Raw genomic sequence first — 15,497 nt, 5'->3', positions numbered from 1 at the left:
GGTGAACGTTTCAGGAGGCGCTCAATCGAGCGCCTCTATTATTTTGGCGTTGAGCTGCTGCACGTCATAGCCGCCGCGTGACGGCGTCAACCCCAGGCGCACGACCGCAAGGCGAAGCGAGGGCACCAGCATGATCGCCTGCCCGTCATGCCCGAGCATCCAGAAGGCGTCGGCCGGGAAGACGCCGGTGCCGGCACGAACCCCATTTTCCTGAAGCCACACCTGGCCCGCGCCATATTCGCCGCCGGACGCTTTCGTCGGCGTCCGCATGAAGGCGACATAGTCCTTCGGCAACAGCGCCCTGCCCTTCCAGTTGCCGTCCTGAAGCAGGAACTGCGCAAAGCGCGCCCAGTCGCGCGCCGTCGCATACATGTAGGACGATCCGACGAAGGTGCCGCTGGCATCGGTCTCAAGCACGGCACTCGTCATCCCGAGCGGCAGGAACAGGGCGTCGCGCGGGTAAGCGAGCGCCGCAGCCGGATCGTCGAAACTCTGCATCCAGAGCCGCGACAACAGCGTGCTCGTGCCGCTGGAATAGCTGAAGGTCGAACCCGGCTCAGATGTCGCCGGTTTGGCTGCGACAAAGCCCGCCATGTCCCTTTCGAGATAAAGCATGCGCGTCACATCGCTGACATTGCCATAGCCCTCGTTGAATTCCAGGCCGCTCTCCATGCCCATGAGGTCGGCAAGCCTGATCCTGGCGCGCTCGTCGCCGCTCCATTCCGGAAGCAGGCCCGCGCGGGTGACATCCATGCGCCCTTCGGCGACACGCATGCCGATCAGCGCGGCGGTCACCGATTTGGTCATCGACCAGCCGAGAAGCGGCGTCGAGCGATCAAAGCCGGCGCCGTAAGTTTCGGCGATCAGATGCCCGTCGCGCACGACCGCAATCGCCCGCATGCCCGCGCCGGCAAGGTTGCCGTCCTCGATCAACGCCTGAACCGCCGGGTCGATGTCCGCCTTGTCACCGTCCGGCCAGGAGGCGTCGGCCGATCGCGCAACTTGCGGCGTCGACGGCTCCGCCGCCGGCACAAAGGCTGCGAGATCCTCGTCGGAAATGTTGGCGCAGCCGAGCCCCGGGCGATAGGCGGCATGGGCCGGGGCGGCGAAGCCGAAGATGCGGGTCGAAACCAGCCGCCTCTGCCGGTCGACGGAAACGCTGATGAACTTCAACAGCGGATTGCCCGGCGCCTGGACGTCGTCGGCAAGCACCGCCTGCCCGTCACGCCCGGCGATGAAGACATTCGAACAGACGATCTTGGCGGCATAGCCATCGCCGACTTTCAGCAGTTCCGGCGGCGCCAGCGCCAGCCATCCGCCGACACCGGCAATGGCGACAACAACTGCGGTACCGACAGTTTTCAATAGGCGTCCCATCGCATCCTCCCGTCTGACGCGAGAGAGAGAAGCAGCATTTGCGCGAAAGGAAAAGCCCTTGCGTCGTCGCCGGGGATGCGCGCGGCCTTCCGGCTACGCCAGCCGACGGGTGTCCTCGCCACCCGCATCACGCAAGAGGGCCGCCAGATCGCGCGCCGGCAAGGCCGGGGATATCCATACCCCCCAGGCCTCCACCGCCCCGGCGGTGCGGGCGCAATCCATCTCGCTTTCCCTGGCCACGCCACGCACCGCCACCGGCAGCCGCAGCACTTGGCCCGTCTTGACGAGGCAGGCGAGCAGCGCGACGCTGCGCTCGCTGCCATGCACCGTGCGGATCGCCGGCAGATCCACCGTCAGCTGGTCCGGCTGCAGCTCTCCAATGAGGCTGAGCGGCAATGAAGCCGCAACGCCACCGCTCAGCGCGATGCGCACGCCGAGCGCACGCAAGCCGTGCAGATTTTCGCCGATCAGGGCCATGTCGCCCGCCGAGTACGCTTCCGGCACTTCGATCGTCAGTCGCCCCGGTGCCAATCCGGCTTCACCAAGACACGTCTTGATGTGACCGATGAAATCGCGGTCCCACAATTGCAGCGCGAAGGGCGCGACCGTCAAACCCACCGGAGACGGCCAGCTCGCCGCCTGCCTGCAGGCCTGTCGCAGCGCCCAATTGCCGACCGAGAGCGCAAGCGCGCCCTGTTCGAGCGGTTCGGCGAAAGCCTCCGTGCCGATAACGCCGCGCACGGGGTGCAACCAGCGCAACAGCGCTTCGAAGCCGCGGATGGCGCCGCTCGCGGCACCGGCGATCGGCATATATTCCAGGAAGAACTCCCGCTGCGCAACCGCGCGGGCCAGGTCCCGCTCGGCCTCGGCGCGACTTTCCGCCGCCTGTGCGATGTGCGGTGCATAAAATACATGGCTGTTGCCGCGCATCTCCTTGGCTTCGTAAAGTGCCAGATCCGCCCGCTTCAACACGGCACCGGTCGACAAATCGCCCGGTTCCAGGAATGTGACGCCAATGCTGCAACCCGATGCCGCCTGGCCATCCTCCAGATCGAAAGGCACGTCGAACAGTGCTTTCACGCGGTTCGCAAGCGCCGCGACCTCGGCATCCGACGGCGAGCCCGGCGCAACCAGCACGAACTCGTCGCCGCCGAGCCGATAGACGGTCGCCTCTCCGGCAAATGCGCGCCTCAACCGTGTGCCGATGCCGCTCAATAGTCGATCGCCGGCGTCATGCCCCATTGTGTCATTGACTGCCTTGAACCGGTCGAGGTCGATGAGGAGCAGCGGCCTGCGCTCGAACGGCGTGCCGTCGGAGCGAAGCGCACGAAGGACGTCCACCTCCAGCGCCGAGCGGTTTTCCAATCCGGTCAACCGGTCGCGGTGAACCTCGTTGCGCAACCGCCGCTCGGCGCGACGGGCCGCCCTGAGCTCGCGCTCCAGTCGTCGTGAATACGACCAGCGATAGAAGGAGGCTCCGACGAAAAACGGCATGACGCCCGCCGCAAGCGCTCCGGAAAAATTCCAATGTGCAAAAGATCGATCGATGAACAACGTTTCCGTGGTCAGCCAGATCGCCGGAAACAAAGCCCCCAGTGCCGCGCCGGCAGCCGCAAATCGCTGCTCGGGCTTCGGCAGAAACGTTCTTAACATCATGTCGACGCCCCCCGAATATAAGGAGGAGCTAGCACGCTAGGGTTTAATGAATTCTTATGGGTGAAAAATCGTAGTCGGCGATCTTTGTGCAGCGCGGGGCTTGTGAAAAAACCCGTCATCAAAGTGTAGCGGAGTCACTTTAGAAGCGGCTAAGTTTCAACTGGATGAGCGGCAGAGATGACCGAACTTGCCCCTGATGTCGGCTTTGGCAGAAAAAATCCGAAGCTGAAAAACGCGCTCCTGCAACACAAGACCTTCTCGCTCGCCGGCCTGTCCGAGCGCCTGTTCGGCCTGCTCTTCTCCGGTCTCGTTTATCCGCAGATCTGGGAAGACCCGATCGTCGACATGGAGGCGATGCAGCTTCGCCCCGGACATCGCATCGTCACCATCGGATCCGGCGGCTGCAACATGCTGACCTATCTCTCCGCCGGCCCTGATCGTATCGATGTGGTCGATCTCAATCCGCACCACATTGCGCTTAACCGGCTGAAGCTGGCCGCCTTCCGCCATCTGCCGAGCCACAAGGACGTCACGCGGTTCCTGGCGACGCAGGGCACGCAATCGAATGTCCAGGCCTTCGACCTGTTCATCGCCCCGAAAATCGATCAGGCCACCCGCAGCTACTGGAACGGCCGCGACGTCACCGGGCGCCGGCGCATCGGTGTCTTCGGCCGCAACATCTATCGCACCGGGCTGCTCGGCCGCTTCATCGCTGCCAGCCATATCCTGGCGCGTCTGCATGGCGTCAACCCGGAGGAATTCGTCCAGGCCCGCTCCATACGCGAGCAGCGCCAGTTCTTCGACACGCGGCTGGCGCCGCTGTTCGAGCGCCCATTCATTCGCTGGATCACCAGCCAGAAGAGCTCGCTGTTCGGCCTCGGCATCCCGCCGCAGCAGTTCGACGAGCTGGCAAGCCTGAGCGCCGACAAGTCGCTGGCCGCAGTGCTTCGCCATCGCCTGGAAAAGCTGACCTGCCACTTCCCGCTCAGGGAAAACTATTTTGCCTGGCAGGCCTTCGCACGCCGCTATCCCCTGCCGCACGAGGGCGAACTGCCGGCCTACCTCCATGCCGACAACTACGAGACGATCCGCAATCGCGCCGAAAACGTCGACGTCCACCACGCCAGCTTCACCGAGCTTCTGGCCAAGAAGCCCGCCGGATCGGTCGACCGCTACGTGCTGCTCGACGCGCAGGACTGGATGAACGATCAGCAGTTGAACGATCTGTGGACCGAGATCACCCGCACCGCCGATACGGGCGCGACCGTGATCTTCCGCACCGCAGCCGAAGAGAGCATCCTTCCCGGTCGCCTCTCGCCTGTGCTGATGGAACAGTGGCACTATGATGCCGAGACATCGCTGAAGCTCGGCAACGCCGATCGCTCGGCCATCTATGGCGGTTTCCACATTTACCGGAAAAAGACATGAGCGGGGTGCAGCATTCCGAGATCAGCCACCAGCGGCGCATGGACCACATGTACCGCTATCAACGGCACGTCTACGATCTGACGCGGAAATACTATCTCTTCGGCCGTGATACGCTGATCCGCGAGCTGAATGCAGGCGCGGGCGCCTCCGTGCTCGAAGTCGGATGCGGTACGGGGCGCAACCTTGCGCTCGTCGGCGAATGTTTCCCCGCCGCCCGGCTTTTCGGCCTCGACATCTCCTCGGAGATGCTGGCTTCGGCGCAAGCCAAGCTCAGCCGCCGCGGCAGATCGGCGGCCACGCTGCGCATCGCCGACGCCACCAGCTTCGAGCCCCAGCTTTTCGGCGAAACCGGCTTCGACCGGATCGTCATTTCCTATTCCCTGTCGATGATACCGGACTGGCAGGGCGCGATCGACGCGGCAATTGCCGCTCTCAACCCGGGCGGCTCGTTGCATATTGCCGATTTCGGCCAGCAGGAACGGCTGCCGGCGAGCTTCCGTCGCCTGCTGCGCGGCTGGCTCACGCGCTTCCATGTCACGCCGCGCGAAGCGTTGTTCGAAGTGTTGGCTGAGCGGGCAAGACGCAACGGCGCCCAGCTCGAGCGCCGGGCCATCGGACGGGGTTATGCCTGGCTTGCGGTCTATCACCGCCCGGCCGCTACAGCGGTGTCAGTGACAAATCCGGCCACGGCAAGGCTTGACGACCAGGCTGCTGCCGCAATTCCCGCTTGAGCTAACTCAATTTTTACGATGATATGGTGAAAAGGAGGTTCACGCCTCGCTGGGGGACATCACCATCATGAAAGCCACCGTGTGAGGCAGGATCGTCGTTCGTTTCGAAACAGGACCTCCATGCGCCGGCTTCTCCTGGCACTGCTGCCTATTGCCACCCTCCTTTCCGCCTGTTCGTCGACCGACTACGATCTGATGCAGACCGCATCGATCCCGCCGCGCTTCAGCGATACCGACCCGCAGGATTTCGGCGGCCGCACGCCGCACCACCACAATATCCACGGCATCGACGTTTCCAAATGGAACGGCGATATCGACTGGATGAAGGTGAAGAACTCCGGCGTCTCCTTCGCCTTCATCAAGGCGACGGAAGGCAAGGACAGGGTCGACACACGCTTCAACGACTACTGGCAGCGCGCCCGCGCCGCCGGCATTCCCTATGCGCCCTATCATTTCTACTATTTCTGCTCGACCGCGGACGCCCAGGCCGATTGGTTCATCGCCAATGTGCCGAAGAGCGCCGTCTACCTGCCGCCCGTGCTCGACGTCGAGTGGAACGGCGAATCGAAGACCTGCCGCCACCGCCCCTCGCCCGACGAAGTCCGTGCCGAGATGAAGCGTTTCATGGACCGGCTGGAAGCCCATTACGGCAAGCGGCCGATCATCTATACCTCGGTCGACTTCCACCGCGACAATCTCGTCGACCAGTTCAAGGAGCACCACTTCTGGGTCCGCTCCGTCGCCAAGCATCCAGGCGAAGTCTATGTCGAACGCCGCTGGGCCTTTTGGCAGTACACCAGCACCGGCGTGATACCGGGCATCGATGGCGCCACCGACATCAACGCCTTTGCCGGCTCGGCAAAGAACTGGAAGAACTGGGTCGCGGCTGTTTCCAAGCCGAAGTGACGGCCGCAACGGTTTTGTGCAGAAGCGCGGCAAACCGACCCATTTTCTTCATTCCGTCATAATGCTCTGAGAGAGCAGCAGCAGATTGCGTCTTTGGTACATTGACCGCCAGCGGCGGCGCATCGCGCCCTGCGGCGACAGAAAGGAATTATGATGATCCTCAAAGCCCGGCATGCTCTTGCATCCGTCGCGCTTCTCGCGCTGACAGCCTCCCCCGTTTTCGCGCAGCAAGCGCCGGCATGCGGTGGCGATCTCGGGGCCTTCCTGCAAGGCGTCAAGGCCGAAGCGGTCGCCAAGGGTGTTCCGGCCGATGTCGTCGACCGTGCGCTTGCCGGTGCCGCCATCGATCAGAAGGTGCTGAGCCGCGACCGCGCCCAGGGCGTGTTCAAGCAGACCTTCACCGAATTCTCCAAGCGCACCGTCAGCAAGTCGCGGCTCGATATCGGCGCGCAGAAGATGAAGGAATATGCCGACGTCTTTGCCCGTGCCGAGAAGGAATACGGCGTACCGGCCCCTGTCATCACCGCATTCTGGGCAATGGAAACGGACTTCGGCGCCGTTCAGGGCGATTTCAACACCCGCAATGCGCTGGTGACGCTCGCCCATGACTGCCGCCGGCCGGAAATGTTCCGCCCGCAGCTGATCGCCGCGATCGAAATGGTCCAGCATGGCGACCTCGACCCGGCAACGACGACCGGCGCCTGGGCCGGTGAAATCGGCCAGGTGCAGATGCTGCCCGAAGACATCATCGCCCATGGCGTCGACGGCGACGGCGACGGTCACGTCAATCTGAAGAAGAGCTCGCCGGACGCGATCCTGACCGCCGCCAAGTTCATCCAGAGCCTTGGCTTCAAGGCCGGCCAGCCGGCGATCCAGGAAGTCAGCGTGCCCGAGCAGCTGCCGTGGGAAAAAACCGGCCTGCAGCCGGGCATGAAGGCCAGCGACTGGTTCGCGCTCGGCGTCAAGCCGCGCAACGGCGACACCGCCTTCGGCAACCTGGAAGCCTCGCTGGTGCTGCCGCAGGGCCGCAAGGGTGCCGCCTTCCTCACCTACCCCAACTTCAACGTCTATCTCGAGTGGAACCAGTCGTTCATCTACACAACCTCGGCCGCCTATTTCGCAACCCGCCTCGGCGGCGCGCCGACCTATGAGGGCGGCAATCCTGAACAGGGCCTCGACGACACCGGCATGAAGGCGCTGCAGACCAAGCTGCAGACGCTCGGCCATGACGTCGGCAAGGTCGATGGCATTCTCGGCTCCGGCACCCGTGCGGCGCTGCAGAAGGAACAGCTGCGTCTTGGCCGCCCGGCCGACGGCTGGGCGACGCTGGAACTGCTGAACTCGCTCTAAGCGCACGCCCCCGGCCAGGATTTGGCCGGGCGACTTTTCGCCTGTCCGCTTCGATCGAAATTCGTCGACGCGGACAGGCGTTCTCCCTTATCGAACGATCATAGACATCGACGCTTGGCGCTGTACCGCGCCGCGGATGGCAAGAAGTGGGTGGTGCACTTCAACGCGCCGCGCTAGACCTGCTCGACGCCTCTTCACGCAGCCTTTCGAGTCCCTATGGGCATGCGGCGGTGAAAGCGGCCCAATTGGATTGCGCATCCCGACCGGTCGATTTGATCGGCAACGGCCGCGCAGAGAGCGCGAGCAGCATCATGAATGCACCAGCACCGGCCGGCGGCCAGCAGATGACCATGCGGACCTGGGCCCTCCTGGCCCTTCTCGGGCTCATCTGGGGCGGATCGTTCTTCTTTGCCCGCGTCGCGGTCGCGCACGTGCCACCCTTCACCCTCGTCTTCCTGCGGCTCGGCCTCGCCGCACTGGCGCTGCACCTCTACATCCGCGGGTGCTTCGGCATCTATCAGGCACTCGCCGGCCGCTGGCGCGAATTCCTGCTGATGGGCCTGATCAACAACGCCATCCCGCATGCCTTCATCTTCCTCGGGCAGACCCATATCGGCGCCGGGCTCGCGGCGATCCTGAACGCAACCACCCCGGTCTGGACCGTGATCATCGCCAACATGGCAACCGATGACGAGAAACTGAGCTCCGCCAAGATCGGCGGCTGCCTGCTCGGCCTCGCCGGTACGGTGGTGCTGATCGGTCCGAGCGCGATCGCCGGGCTTTTCGGCAACGCCGGCAGCGTGCCGCTCTGGGCGCTGATGCTGCCGGTGCTTGCCGCCGTCAGCTATGGCCTGGCGGCAACCTACGGCAAGCGCTTTCGCGGCCTTGCTCCGCCAGTCACCGCAGCCGGCCAATTGACCGCATCGACGCTGATGATGCTGCCGGTGGCAGCGCTCGTCGATACGCCCTGGGCCCTGCCGATGCCGCCGCTCGATGCGAAGCTCGCCATTCTGGCGCTGGCGCTCGTCTCGACAGCCTATGGCTACATCCTGTTCTTCCGCATCATGGGCGAGGCCGGCGCCACCAACGCGTCTCTGGTCACGCTTCTCGTTCCGCCAAGCGCGATCCTGCTCGGTTATCTCTTCCTGGGCGAGACGCTGCAGCCGGCGGATGTAGGCGGCATGGCGCTGATTGCCGCCGGCCTTGCCGTACTCGACGGTCGGATATTGCGGCTGAAACGCGCCGCGCAGCGGGAATCGTAAGCGCCGGATGCGGCGGCAAACGTGCCCTTCCGAAGCACTCACGCATGGTTACAGACGTTTACATTAACCTTCCGGCAGCGATTGTGAAAAAAATGTGGCAGCACAAAATCCGCTGCAATTTCAAGATTATAGCCCTGTTGATAAGGCAATTGTGATCACGCGCTTTCGCACTGCAGCACAAGTTTCCCTTTCAAGCGCCGTTAATTCGCCCTATGTTTTAACCGTCAGCGCAAGGAGGGTCTTCGATGGGACTTACACATTCGTTGAATGTCCTCATGATTAGTGCAGCGTTCGTATTCGTGGCCACAATGCTCTTCATCTGAAGTCAGGCCGCTGAGAGTCCAAACCGAAATAGGGACTTAAATTTTCCGGAAATCCAATTTGCAGCAGAAATCTTTGAGGTAGGCCGACAAGAGCAATCTGCCTCGACGCTGCAGGAAAAAAGAAAGCGCATGAAGGACACCCTTCATGCGCTTTCGCTTTTTCGGAATGGTTTTTCGTTCAGGCTGCCGCGCCGGCAACTGCCTTCAGCGAAACGTCCTCTCCCCGCGACACTTCGTCGGCGCGCTCGAATCCGACGAGATCGCAGACCGCGGTAATCAGCGGCGAACGGTTCATCGTATAGAGATGGAAGTCCCTGACGCCGCGGCGGGCAAGATCGACGATCTGCTCGGCGGCGATATGCGTCGCTTCCTTGAAGCGTTCCGCCGGCTGGTCTTCCAGATGCGAGAGCCGGGTAACGATCACCTCCGGCACGCTGGCGCCGCAAAGGCCGGCGAACTTCTGCACTTGCCCCAGATTGTTGATCGGCAGGATGCCCGGCACGATCGGGATCTCGATGCCTGCACGGCGGACGCGCTCGAGGTAGCGCTCGAAATCGTCGTTGTCGAAGAAGAACTGGGTAAGCGCCCGCGTCGCGCCCGCATCCACCTTGCGCTTCAGCATGTCGATGTCGGCGGCCACGTCGGGGCTTTCCGGGTGTTTTTCCGGATAGGACGACACCGAGATCTCGACGTCGCCGTGATCGCGCAGCGCCCGCACGAGATCGGAACTGCTCTCATAGCCACCGGGAAAGGGCTGATAGGTGCTGCCGATACCGCCCTGCGGATCGCCGCGCAGCGCGACGAAGTGGCGAACGCCGAAGGTGAGAAACTCGTCGATAACCGTGTCCACCTCGGCCTTCGGCGCACCAACGCAGGTCAGGTGCGCTGCCGTGTTGGCAAAGCCCTTCTCCTCGACCATGCGCTTGACTGTTGTCAGCGATCGCGCCTTGGTCGAGCCGCCTGCTCCATAGGTGACGGTCACGAAGGCGGGACAAAAGACGGAGAGGTCTTCCGCAGTCTGGAAGAGCTGCGCTTCCATTTCGTCGGTCTTGGGTGGGAAATATTCGAAGGAGAGCCGCAGATTGCCGCGCTCGGCGGGATAAAGCGTCTGTGCGGTCATTCTCAATTTCCCCCTGCTTGCATGCGCTGATGTGGCGCTTCGCTCTCCTCGACGGCCCGCTGATCGCGGGCCAGCCAGATCGTCACCGTCAGTTTTCCTTCGTCCGTGCCTTCCGGCGACAGATCGGTCGTCTTTTCCAGGGCGAGCCCGGCCTTTGCCAGCCAGTCGGTCATCGCCTGATGCGAGAAGCCAAGCCGCGCATGAGCGTGCTCGTCGCGTAAGTGCTCCAGCCCATGCGGGGCAAAATCGATGATCACCAGCCGTCCGCCCGGCGTCAGCATGCGTGCTGCCTCGGCGATCGCCGCTTCCGGCTGCTCGAGGAAATGCAGCACCTGATGAATGGTGACGAGATCGAAGACCTGGCCGTCAAGCGGCAGGTTGAAGATATCGCCGTGGCGGATCGACGCCTTGGTGATGCCGGCGCGCTCGAGATTGGATCGGGCGACGGCCAGCATGTCGCGGCTGGCATCGATGCCGATGCCACGTCTATAGAGCCCTTCGAACAGTTGCAGGATGCGCCCCGTGCCGGTCCCCAGGTCCAGCAGGCTTTCGACCGGCTCGTCGCCGACCATATCGCGCAGCGCCGTTTCCACGTCCCGCTCGCTGACATGCAGGCGGCGAAGCTCATCCCAGCCGGCCGCGTTGCGGCTGAAATAGGCCTGCGCCTTCTCGGCCCGCGCCTTCTTCAAGGTGACGAGCCGGGATGCATCGCGCGACAGAACCGCGTCGTCCGTGGTGGCGGATGCAAGCATCGCCCGCACCAGCGCCACGCGGGCGCCCTCCTGGCGAAGGCGGAAATAGGCCCACGCACCCTCTTGATAGCGGTCGACGAGCTCGACCTCGGCCAAGAGCTTCAGATGCCTTGAAATGCGGGGCTGCGATTGCCCGAGAATTTCGGTAAGATCAGTGACGGTGAGATCGCCTGCCGCAAGCAGCGCGAGAAGGCGCATGCGCGTCGGCTCGCCTGCAGCCTTCAGCACATCCACCAGCGCGTCGAGATTCAGTTCTCTCTGCTCCGCCATACCAATCCCCATCAACACATAAAGATATGTTTATGTGATTTGCGGATGCAGCGCAAGCAAATTTGCGCGAAGAGACCAAACTATGCCGCTCCAGGAACAGGGATTTCCACCGTTCCGACAGGCGACGGGCGAAGCTTGCGCCCCGCCCGATGCCGACGGCTTCTTGGTGCGGCTGGGGTGGGCCTTCAGCTTACAGCGCCGCTCACCTCATGTGCCGCGATACCCTCATCTTTCGTCAACACGACCAACACCGGCGATATCAGCGCTGCGGCGAGCATTTGCAGGAGAAGCGCAAAGCGGTTCTCCGTGCGGAAATGCGCAAGAAACAGAGAGGTAGAACACTCCGCAACTCGGTCTAAACCGGGAAATGCTCGGCGAGCGGACGACGGTGAAAATAACGACCGTTCGACGAGAAGACAGTGATGAAGATATCGTGCGCTACGTGCAGCGCTCAGTTTGCACGCAGGTGCCGCGCAAGCGAAGAGACTTACCGAACCGCGCGTCGAGTACCGGGCGCCAGGGGCAATGTAACTCCATAAACTTGCGGCATAGCGCCTCCAAATCGTTTCCGATCCAAGGCGTTAGGCGGTAGGCACGTCGCGCAAGCCTCGGCTCACGCGACGCGCCAGAACGTTAGCGCGTCAGGCGCTTGTAGGTGACGCGCTTCGGGTTGACCGAGTCCGGGCCGAGGCGGCGGATCTTGTCCTTCTCGTAGTCTTCGAAGTTGCCTTCGAACCATTCGACCTGGCTGTCGCCTTCAAAGGCGAGGATGTGGGTCGCCAGCCGGTCGAGGAACATGCGATCGTGGCTGATGATGACGGCGCAGCCGGCAAAGTTTTCCAGCGCAATTTCCAGCGCCGCCAGCGTCTCGGTGTCGAGGTCGTTGGTCGGTTCGTCGAGCAGCAGCACGTTGCCGCCGTTCTTCAGCATCTTGGCGAGGTGAACGCGGTTGCGCTGACCACCCGAGAGGTTACCGACCTTCTGTTGCTGGTCGCCGCCCTTGAAGTTGAAGGTCGAGCAGTAGGCGCGCGAGTTCATTTCGTACTTGCCGAGCTTGATGACTTCGGCGCCGCCGGAAATTTCTTCCCAGACGGTCTTGTTGCCGTCGAGCGCGTCGCGGCTCTGGTCGACATAGCCCAGATGCACGGTGTCGCCGATGCGGATCGAACCGCTATCGACCTGCTCCTGGCCGGTGATCATGCGGAACAGCGTCGTCTTACCGGCACCGTTGGCGCCGATGATGCCGACGATGCCGCCCGGCGGCAGCTTCAGCGACAGGCCGTCGATCAGCAGACGGTCGCCATACCCCTTGGTAACGCCTTCCATCTCGATGACCACCTGGCCGAGACGTTCGCCGACCGGGATGATGATCTGCGCGTCGCCCGGACGCTGGTTTTCTGCGGCGTTGACCAGTTCGTCATAGGAGCGGATACGCGCCTTGGACTTGGCCTGGCGGGCCTTCGGGCTGGATGCGATCCATTCCTGCTCGCGGGCGATCGCCTTCTGACGGGACGCCTCTTCGCGGCCTTCCTGCTGCATGCGCTTGGCCTTGGCAACGAGGTAGGCGGAATAGTTGCCTTCGTAGGGAATGCTGCGGCCGCGGTCGAGCTCGAGGATCCAGCCGGTGACGTTGTCGAGGAAGTAGCGGTCGTGGGTGATCATCAGCACGGCGCCGGGATATTCGCGCAGGTGCTTTTCGAGCCAGGCGATCGTCTCGGCGTCGAGGTGGTTGGTCGGCTCGTCGAGCAGCAGCAGGTCCGGCTGCGACAGCAACAGCTTGCAAAGCGCGATACGGCGCTTTTCACCGCCCGAAAGGCTGGTGACGTCGGCATCGCCCGGCGGGCAGCGCAGCGCTTCCATGGCCATTTCGACCTGGCTCTCGAGATCCCACAGGTTCTGGCTGTCGATGATGTCCTGGAGCTTTGCGCCCTCTTCCGCCGTCTCGTCGGAATAGTTCATCATCAGTTCGTTGTAGCGCTCGACGATCGCCGTCTTGGCGGCAACGCCTTCCATGGCGTTTTCGAGCACGGTCTTGGTCGGATCGAGCTGCGGCTCCTGCGGCAGGTAACCGATGGTAGCACCCTCGGCGATCCAAGCTTCGCCGGTATATTCCTTGTCGAGGCCGGCCATGATGCGCAGCACCGTCGACTTACCGGCGCCGTTCGGGCCGAGGATACCGATCTTCGCGTCCGGGTAGAACGACAGATGAACGTTCTCCAGGACCTTCTTAGCGCCATAGGACTTATTGAGTCCGGCCATATGATAGATGAACTGACGTGCCATAAAGGAATGCTCCGCATGGGAAGGAAATTTGCCCGCTATGTAGGCGAATTAGTGCGAAGGGGCAATCGCCAAAGGCGCTTGCCCCGCCTATCCCATGCCGGCCGGCCTTGTCCGCCGCTATCCGCGACCTGCCGCGTCGGCAATGCCCTTGGCGCATTTGAACTCGGTCGGCCCTGCCGCCTGGATCAGCGGCGCAAGGCTGGACTTGCCCGACACGTCCCCCGTCAGGCCGATCGTCAGCCCGGTGATGACGCTGCGTCCCGCGACCGTCTGGCAGCGCATGCGAACCCGGTCTCCGGCACCAGTGCCAAAGCTCTGGTCGAATGCCTGCTTGATTGCTTTCTCGTCGAGCTCTGAACCAATGCGTCCTCTGAAGAGCGCACCGACAGCCGACCGGTTGAGTTCGTCCAGCATACGGAGCTGCACGGCAAAATAATCATCGACCGTGCCACCCTGGCAGGTGCCGCTGCGCAGCCATTGATGGCGGTCGAGCCCGGACTGAACGCCCGGCATCGCAACCTGCAGCCGCGCTGCCGTATCATCAGCCATGGCGAGCTTCGGCAGATCGAGCCAATCGCCCTTGCGGTCCTGGCTGCGCACGTCCGCGGCCACCCCGCAATAGCTCTTGCGCAAAGGCCAAAGCCCATGCAGCGACAGGTTCGTGGCATCGAAACGCTCGGCCGTCTGGCTGGCGCACTCCTTGCGCTGCGGCCGCGTCTCGCAGAAGCCCGGCTGCCAGCTGACGGCCAGCACATATTCCGTCCGGCCCGAGGCATTTTCCGCCGCGGCGTCGACCTTCTCTTGCGCCAAGGCAAAGGACGACGGGGCAAGCAGCATCGCCAGCGCCATCGCAACAATTGTCATTGGACTTGAAATCGCTTTACTCCAACATGCCATGACACTCTCCCGCAAAAACAAAACGAGAACAAATATCGCTCAAAACGGGAAAATTGCAACTGTTAATTACAGGTCCGGGAAATCGCTTGTGACCTCATGCGCAACGATCACCAAGCATCGATTGCCTTTCGCCTGCAAATCGATTTGATATCGGCAGAGTCTGACGATTGGTCCGGGAGAAGGCATGTTCGGGCAGGTGAGGACACATCAAAGCCCGACAGGCGCTCACCTGAGCTGGCGCTACTTTCCGGCCACCGCCGACACGCGCGGCATTCTTCTTGTCAGCCATGGCCTGGCCGAGCATTCCGGCCGCTACGCCCGTTTCGCCGAAGCGATGGCCGCCCACGGCTTCCACGTCTATGCCCATGATCATCGCGGACACGGCAAAACGCGCGCGCCGGATGCGCCGCTTGCCATGTTCTCGAACAGCTCAGGTCTCGACAAGGTGTTCGCCGACATCAAGGCCATGCGCACCCTCGCCGCCGAGGCCCATCCGGGGCTGCCGATCATCCTCTTCGGCCACTCCATGGGCGGGCTGATCGCGCTTAATGCCGCCGAGACCGATCCGGGTCTCTACGATGCGCTTGCCGTCTGGAACTCGAATTTTCGCCCTGGTATCGCCGGGCGCGGCGGCCAGATGATCCTGAAGATCGAAAAGGCGCTCAAAGGCTCCGACGTGCCGAGCCCACTTCTGTCCAAGCTCACCTTCGGCGCCTGGGGCCAGGCGATCAAGGATCGCAAGACCGATTTCGACTGGCTGTCGCGCGACGAGGCGGAGGTGGCGAAATATATCGCCGATCCGCTCTGCGGCTTCGACGCGACGGTGTCGCTCTGGCTCGACCTGATGCGTTTGGCATTTGCCGGCGCTCGGGCCGACCGGCTGGCCCGCCTGCCCGCCAGCTTGCCCGTCCATCTCGTCGGCGGCAGCGCCGACCCGTCGACTGAAAATGGCGGCGCGATCCGCTGGCTCGGCAACCGGATGAGGGCGCGCGGCATGACGGATGTGTCCGTGACGATCCATGAGGGCATGCGCCACGAGACGCTCAACGAAATCGGCCGGGAGAAGGCGACGGCGGATTTTGCCGCCTGGTGCCAATCCGCATGCGCCAAGGCTGCGGCCGGCAAGAGGTCCTGATCCGAAA

General features: G+C 63.0%; 12 protein-coding genes. 6 read left to right on the top strand and 6 right to left on the bottom strand.

Annotation, left to right across the window (positions count from 1 at the left end):
* Positions 1–21 precede the first annotated feature (21 nt).
* Positions 22–1,377, bottom strand: coding sequence for a serine hydrolase domain-containing protein (locus AC244_RS21875; RefSeq protein ID WP_053250937.1), 1,356 nt, complete (start codon positions 1,375–1,377; stop codon positions 22–24).
* Positions 1,378–1,470: 93 nt separating this feature from the next.
* The gene (locus tag AC244_RS21870) at positions 1,471–3,033 is read right to left on the bottom strand and encodes a putative bifunctional diguanylate cyclase/phosphodiesterase (RefSeq protein ID WP_053250936.1); all 1,563 of its coding nucleotides are present in this window, start codon (positions 3,031–3,033) and stop codon (positions 1,471–1,473) included.
* A gap of 177 nt (positions 3,034–3,210) precedes the next feature.
* Here AC244_RS21870 and AC244_RS21865 point away from each other — a divergent pair, with 177 nt between their 5' ends.
* The 5 genes from AC244_RS21865 to AC244_RS21845 all read left to right on the top strand — a co-directional run bounded on the left by AC244_RS21865 (position 3,211) and on the right by AC244_RS21845 (position 8,710).
* Positions 3,211–4,461 carry a DUF3419 family protein gene (locus AC244_RS21865; RefSeq protein WP_053250935.1) on the top strand — a complete coding sequence of 417 codons (1,251 nt, stop codon included), beginning with the start codon at positions 3,211–3,213 and terminating at the stop codon, positions 4,459–4,461.
* Positions 4,458–5,192, top strand: a complete 735-nt coding sequence (locus AC244_RS21860) for a class I SAM-dependent methyltransferase (RefSeq protein WP_082367036.1) — start codon at positions 4,458–4,460, stop codon at positions 5,190–5,192. Before AC244_RS21865 ends, AC244_RS21860 begins: the two co-directional genes overlap by 4 nt.
* Positions 5,193–5,312: 120 nt before the next feature.
* A complete protein-coding gene (locus AC244_RS21855; RefSeq protein ID WP_053250934.1) occupies positions 5,313–6,098 on the top strand; it encodes a GH25 family lysozyme in 786 nt (261 codons plus the stop codon).
* 153 nt (positions 6,099–6,251) lie between these two features.
* A complete protein-coding gene (locus tag AC244_RS21850) occupies positions 6,252–7,448 on the top strand; it encodes a lytic murein transglycosylase (protein WP_053251007.1) in 1,197 nt (398 codons plus the stop codon).
* A 311-nt stretch (positions 7,449–7,759) separates the two neighbouring features.
* The gene (locus AC244_RS21845; RefSeq protein WP_053251006.1) at positions 7,760–8,710 is read left to right on the top strand and encodes a DMT family transporter; all 951 of its coding nucleotides are present in this window, start codon (positions 7,760–7,762) and stop codon (positions 8,708–8,710) included.
* 501 nt (positions 8,711–9,211) lie between these two features.
* Here the strand turns inward: AC244_RS21845 and metF are convergent.
* The 4 genes from metF to AC244_RS21825 all read right to left on the bottom strand — a co-directional run bounded on the left by metF (position 9,212) and on the right by AC244_RS21825 (position 14,322).
* Entirely contained in the window at positions 9,212–10,153 is a 942-nt protein-coding gene (gene metF, locus AC244_RS21840) for a methylenetetrahydrofolate reductase [NAD(P)H] (protein WP_053250933.1), read from the bottom strand.
* A gap of 2 nt (positions 10,154–10,155) precedes the next feature.
* Positions 10,156–11,175, bottom strand: coding sequence for an ArsR/SmtB family transcription factor (locus tag AC244_RS21835; protein WP_053250932.1), 1,020 nt, complete (start codon positions 11,173–11,175; stop codon positions 10,156–10,158).
* A gap of 633 nt (positions 11,176–11,808) precedes the next feature.
* Positions 11,809–13,458 (bottom strand): energy-dependent translational throttle protein EttA, encoded by a 1,650-nt coding sequence (gene ettA, locus AC244_RS21830; protein WP_053250931.1) that lies wholly within the window; start codon positions 13,456–13,458, stop codon positions 11,809–11,811.
* Between the two features lie 117 nt (positions 13,459–13,575).
* A complete protein-coding gene (locus tag AC244_RS21825) occupies positions 13,576–14,322 on the bottom strand; it encodes a ribonuclease T2 (RefSeq protein WP_082367034.1) in 747 nt (248 codons plus the stop codon).
* Positions 14,323–14,539: 217 nt separating this feature from the next.
* On the opposite strand from AC244_RS21825, the gene AC244_RS21820 reads away from it, so the two are divergent.
* Positions 14,540–15,490: an alpha/beta hydrolase gene (locus AC244_RS21820; protein ID WP_053250929.1), complete on the top strand. Its 951-nt coding sequence runs from the start codon at positions 14,540–14,542 to the stop codon at positions 15,488–15,490.
* Positions 15,491–15,497 lie beyond the last annotated feature (7 nt).

The organism is Ensifer adhaerens (assembly GCF_001270265.1).
Taxonomy (GTDB): Bacteria; Pseudomonadota; Alphaproteobacteria; order Rhizobiales; family Rhizobiaceae; genus Ensifer; species Ensifer adhaerens_B.
This window is presented reverse-complemented; position numbering and strand designations above follow the sequence as displayed.